This window comes from Halopseudomonas sp. (assembly GCF_041579695.1).
Lineage (GTDB): Bacteria > Pseudomonadota > Gammaproteobacteria > Pseudomonadales > Pseudomonadaceae > Halopseudomonas.
The window spans coordinates 1-3,464 of record NZ_JBFGFI010000158.1 but is presented as its reverse complement, the minus strand read 5'-3'; the positions used below and the strand labels follow the sequence as shown (position 1 = coordinate 3,464).

Genomic DNA, 3,464 nt, shown 5'->3' with positions numbered 1-3,464 from the left:
GTTATCGATCTGGTCGAAACCACGGGCGGAACCGCCGTAGGATTCAGCGCAGACCTTGGTCAGTGCCGCTGTCAGAGTGGTCTTGCCATGGTCGACGTGACCGATGGTGCCCACGTTAAGGTGCGGTTTTTTACGTTCAAACTTCTCTTTAGCCATCGAGAGACCCCTTATTCGTGAGTACAATGCGCGTGTCACGCGACCATTAAATAAAAGGCAGATATTCGCATATCTGCCTCTATACTGGAGCTCATGAGCGGAATTGAACCGCTGACCTCACCCTTACCAAGGGTGTGCTCTACCAGCTGAGCTACATGAGCATACAGACTTGGTGCAGTGCCAGATTGGAGCGGGTAGCGGGAATCGAACCCGCACCATCAGCTTGGAAGGCTGAGGTTCTACCGTTGAACTATACCCGCCGAGCACTGGCTATTGCGAAATCTGGTGGAGGGGGAAGGATTCGAACCTTCGAAGCTTTCGCGTCAGATTTACAGTCTGATCCCTTTGACCGCTCGGGAACCCCTCCGTAAAAGAGGCGCCATTTTGTTCACTTGGCGCCACCCTGTCAACACATTTATTAGTAAAAACCGCTACTTGTGTGCTGAAAGAGCTTTGCGCGCCAGGTATGCCCTCAAGGCGTATCCGACCACGCGGCGCATATCATAGGTGATGCGGACTCAGTTCGCAACGGGCTGGCAAGGATCGAACTGATGCTGGAGATCCGGAAAGCTGTCGCGCAACCTGGCAAGCATCGACTGATCCACCAACCTTCTGGCTTCCGCGTCTACTTGTACCAGATATTCAACGGAGGTTTTTTCCAGCATCTCGACTTCAACGCTATAACCCTGCGCCTGTAACTGCGCCTGGCGCGCTGCCGCATATTCTTCGCGGCTGAAGACGCCAAGGGAGATATTGCCGGCAAGCGGACCCTGGGTTATCAAAAAACTATCAATCCCCTGCCCCTGCAACAGGTTCAGTTGAGAGATTGCTTCGCGCTCACCGCCCTCGACCGGGAGCACCAGCCAGTAATCGAGAGTGTCTGCCACATCCCTGGAGATAACCTCTGATTGCACAGACAGGGCGAGCAATCGCTGTCGTAATTGTTCGGCTTTTCCAGGCGTGCTGAACACACCCAGATTCACGCAAAGCCGGGAACTGTCCTCTGTCGGCTGGCTGCCAACCTGGCGTACCAGTTCCGGCGGCGCAATGTCGGGCGACAGCGGTTCCAGCGACTCATCCGCCGTCTCGTAAAGTGCCTGGACGGCCCGATCATCCTGCAACTGCCAGAGCGCATACAATACGTTAAGTAAGAGCAGGAAGAGCAATACCGATCGCATCATGACTCCCCCAGCGAACACGCGAGCGCCAGCCCTTCAAAAACCAGATCGCTGATAACCATGCACTCGCCCGGCAATGCTTGCGCCATACGCTCCGCATCGCCACCGGTGAGGATGACCAGCATATCTTCGCCCAGCAGCTGGCGGGCAATCCGCTGCTGCTCACGCACAAAACCGGCAAGCATAAGATCACAGCCGTACTCGACAGCCTGAGCGGTATTGCTCCCGGGCGTAGGCAGCAACAGATCGCCCAGCAGACTTTCATCATAACGAATCAGACGGGTATGACGCTTCAGCCCGTTGCGCAGGAGCTTGCTACCCGGGGCTATGTAGCCCCCAAGGTGCTGGCCGGAAGCATCGACGAAGTCGACAGTTATTGCCGTGCCCAGATCAATCACTACACAGGCTTGGCGGTAGCGGGCGTAGGCAGCAACGAGCGCAAGCCAGCGATCCATGCCGAGCTTGGTGAAGTCGGTATAACCGTTCCTGACTCCTGCAAGCTCCAGGCTTGCCCTGGCCAGCATAGGATGCAGCTTTAACCAACTGGTCAGCTGATCCATCACCACCTGGGTTTCATCGGCTGATCGCACGCTGACCAACCGACAGGCGTGGATCTCCCGCTCCTGCCCACCAAGCAACAGCTGCAACTCCACAAGATCAGGAGCCATATCGCGATCTCGCACGCGGCCCTCGCGATCCACCAGACGCCACTTGATCAGCGTGTTGCCACAATCTAGCTCAAGAAGCATCCTGCTTCCTCAGGCTGACTTCGCCACCGTTGGCCAGAACAATACCACTCGCAGTTTCCAGCTTTAATGCACCCCGTTCGTTGACACCACAATGGCGACCGGAGATCACATGATTGCCCGACACTACGCTGACCATCTGCCCGAACCACGCATCACGCTGCTGCCAGCCGGGTATGAAGGGCGCAAAACCACTTTTTCGAAAGGCAGTTATCGCCTCAAGCAGTCTGCCGGAGAAAGATGCGATCAACCTGTTCCGGTCCAGCTCACCGTGGCGCGAGGATTGCAGCAACGACGTCCAGGCCTGGTCGATACCCTCCCCCCCTTCTGCTCGCATCAGAACGTTGACTCCCACCCCGATGACCACGACACAGTCCGAGGTCAGATCGCCAGCGATCTCGATCAGGATACCTGCCAGCTTCTTGCCACTAAGCAGAATATCGTTCGGCCATTTCAGCTGCACATCCTCGTAACCGCAGGCTTGCAGTGTCTCGGCCAGAACCAGACCGACAACCAGACTAAGGCCCTCCAGCCCCTGGGCACCCGTCTCGAACGGCTCGGTTATGCTCAGATAGATGTTCTGGGCGTAGGGGCTGATCCAGGCACGACCGCGACGACCGCGCCCGGCGCTTTGCTGCTCGCTGATACAGACAAGCGGCCTTTGCCTTCCAGCAGCCATAAGCCTCTGGGCTTGAGCATTGGTCGAATCGATCTCCTGGTACAGATGCCATTCCCAATAGTCGGCCAAACCGACAGGGAGGTGATGCCGGATAGCTTGTTCGTCGAGCAGCACCGCACCTTGGGGAATACGATAACCCTTGCCTCGAACCCGCTGTATGGGGAAACCCTGCTGCTCCAATGGGCTTAGCACTTTCCAGACGGCCGCTCGACTGACACCCAGCGCAGCGCCGAGTGCCTCACCAGAGTGAAAGCGCCCATCAGACATCAATTTGAGTAAAGTGCTGAGCATAGCGACGGCTTACCGTTTAAATTGAGGACGCATGATAACGCCGCAGCCTGGCAGAATGAATGGGTAATGTAATTTTGCCGCCATCAGGGCGCCAAGTTACCAGCTTAAAGCCGGAGTTTGGATGTAGAAGCTCCGAGCCACCAGAGCACATTCGCGACATTACGTCCGAACGACGCGCAGCCTGCCAGGCCCAATGGATCCCCGCGTTCGCGAGGATGACGGAGTGGCGGGGGTCATCGCGTCGGTGGTTTGATTGTGCTTGATGTGGAAGGTTGAGGCTTTTATAACGCGCAAAGAAAAGCCCCGCGCTGTTTCCAGGCGGGGCTATTCAGTATAAGCGCTTGACGATGACCTACTCTCACATGAGGAAACCTCACACTACCATCGGCGATGCATCGTTTCACTTCTGAGTTC

The 3,464-nt window shown here is 56.6% G+C and carries 4 protein-coding genes and 3 tRNA genes; all 7 read right to left on the bottom strand.

Annotated features, from left to right (window positions below):
• On the bottom strand, nt 1-156 hold a 156-nt coding region (locus ABYA88_RS15795), incomplete at its 3' end, for a GTP-binding protein (protein ID WP_373187646.1).
• A gap of 85 nt (nt 157-241) precedes the next feature.
• Nucleotides 242-317, bottom strand: a tRNA-Thr gene (locus tag ABYA88_RS15790).
• Between the two features lie 25 nt (nt 318-342).
• Nucleotides 343-416, bottom strand: a tRNA-Gly gene (locus ABYA88_RS15785).
• A gap of 23 nt (nt 417-439) precedes the next feature.
• Nucleotides 440-523: transfer RNA gene (locus tag ABYA88_RS15780), tRNA-Tyr, on the bottom strand.
• Between the two features lie 151 nt (nt 524-674).
• Nucleotides 675-1,334, bottom strand: a complete 660-nt coding sequence (locus tag ABYA88_RS15775) for an SPOR domain-containing protein (protein ID WP_373188343.1) — start codon at nt 1,332-1,334, stop codon at nt 675-677.
• Nucleotides 1,334-2,083 (bottom strand): type III pantothenate kinase, encoded by a 750-nt coding sequence (locus ABYA88_RS15770; protein WP_373188342.1) that lies wholly within the window; start codon nt 2,081-2,083, stop codon nt 1,334-1,336. The genes ABYA88_RS15775 and ABYA88_RS15770 overlap by 1 nt, the downstream gene beginning before the upstream one ends.
• The gene (gene birA / locus ABYA88_RS15765) at nt 2,073-3,050 is read right to left on the bottom strand and encodes a bifunctional biotin--[acetyl-CoA-carboxylase] ligase/biotin operon repressor BirA (RefSeq protein WP_373188341.1); all 978 of its coding nucleotides are present in this window, start codon (nt 3,048-3,050) and stop codon (nt 2,073-2,075) included. Before birA ends, ABYA88_RS15770 begins: the two co-directional genes overlap by 11 nt.
• Nucleotides 3,051-3,464: the final 414 nt, after the last annotated feature.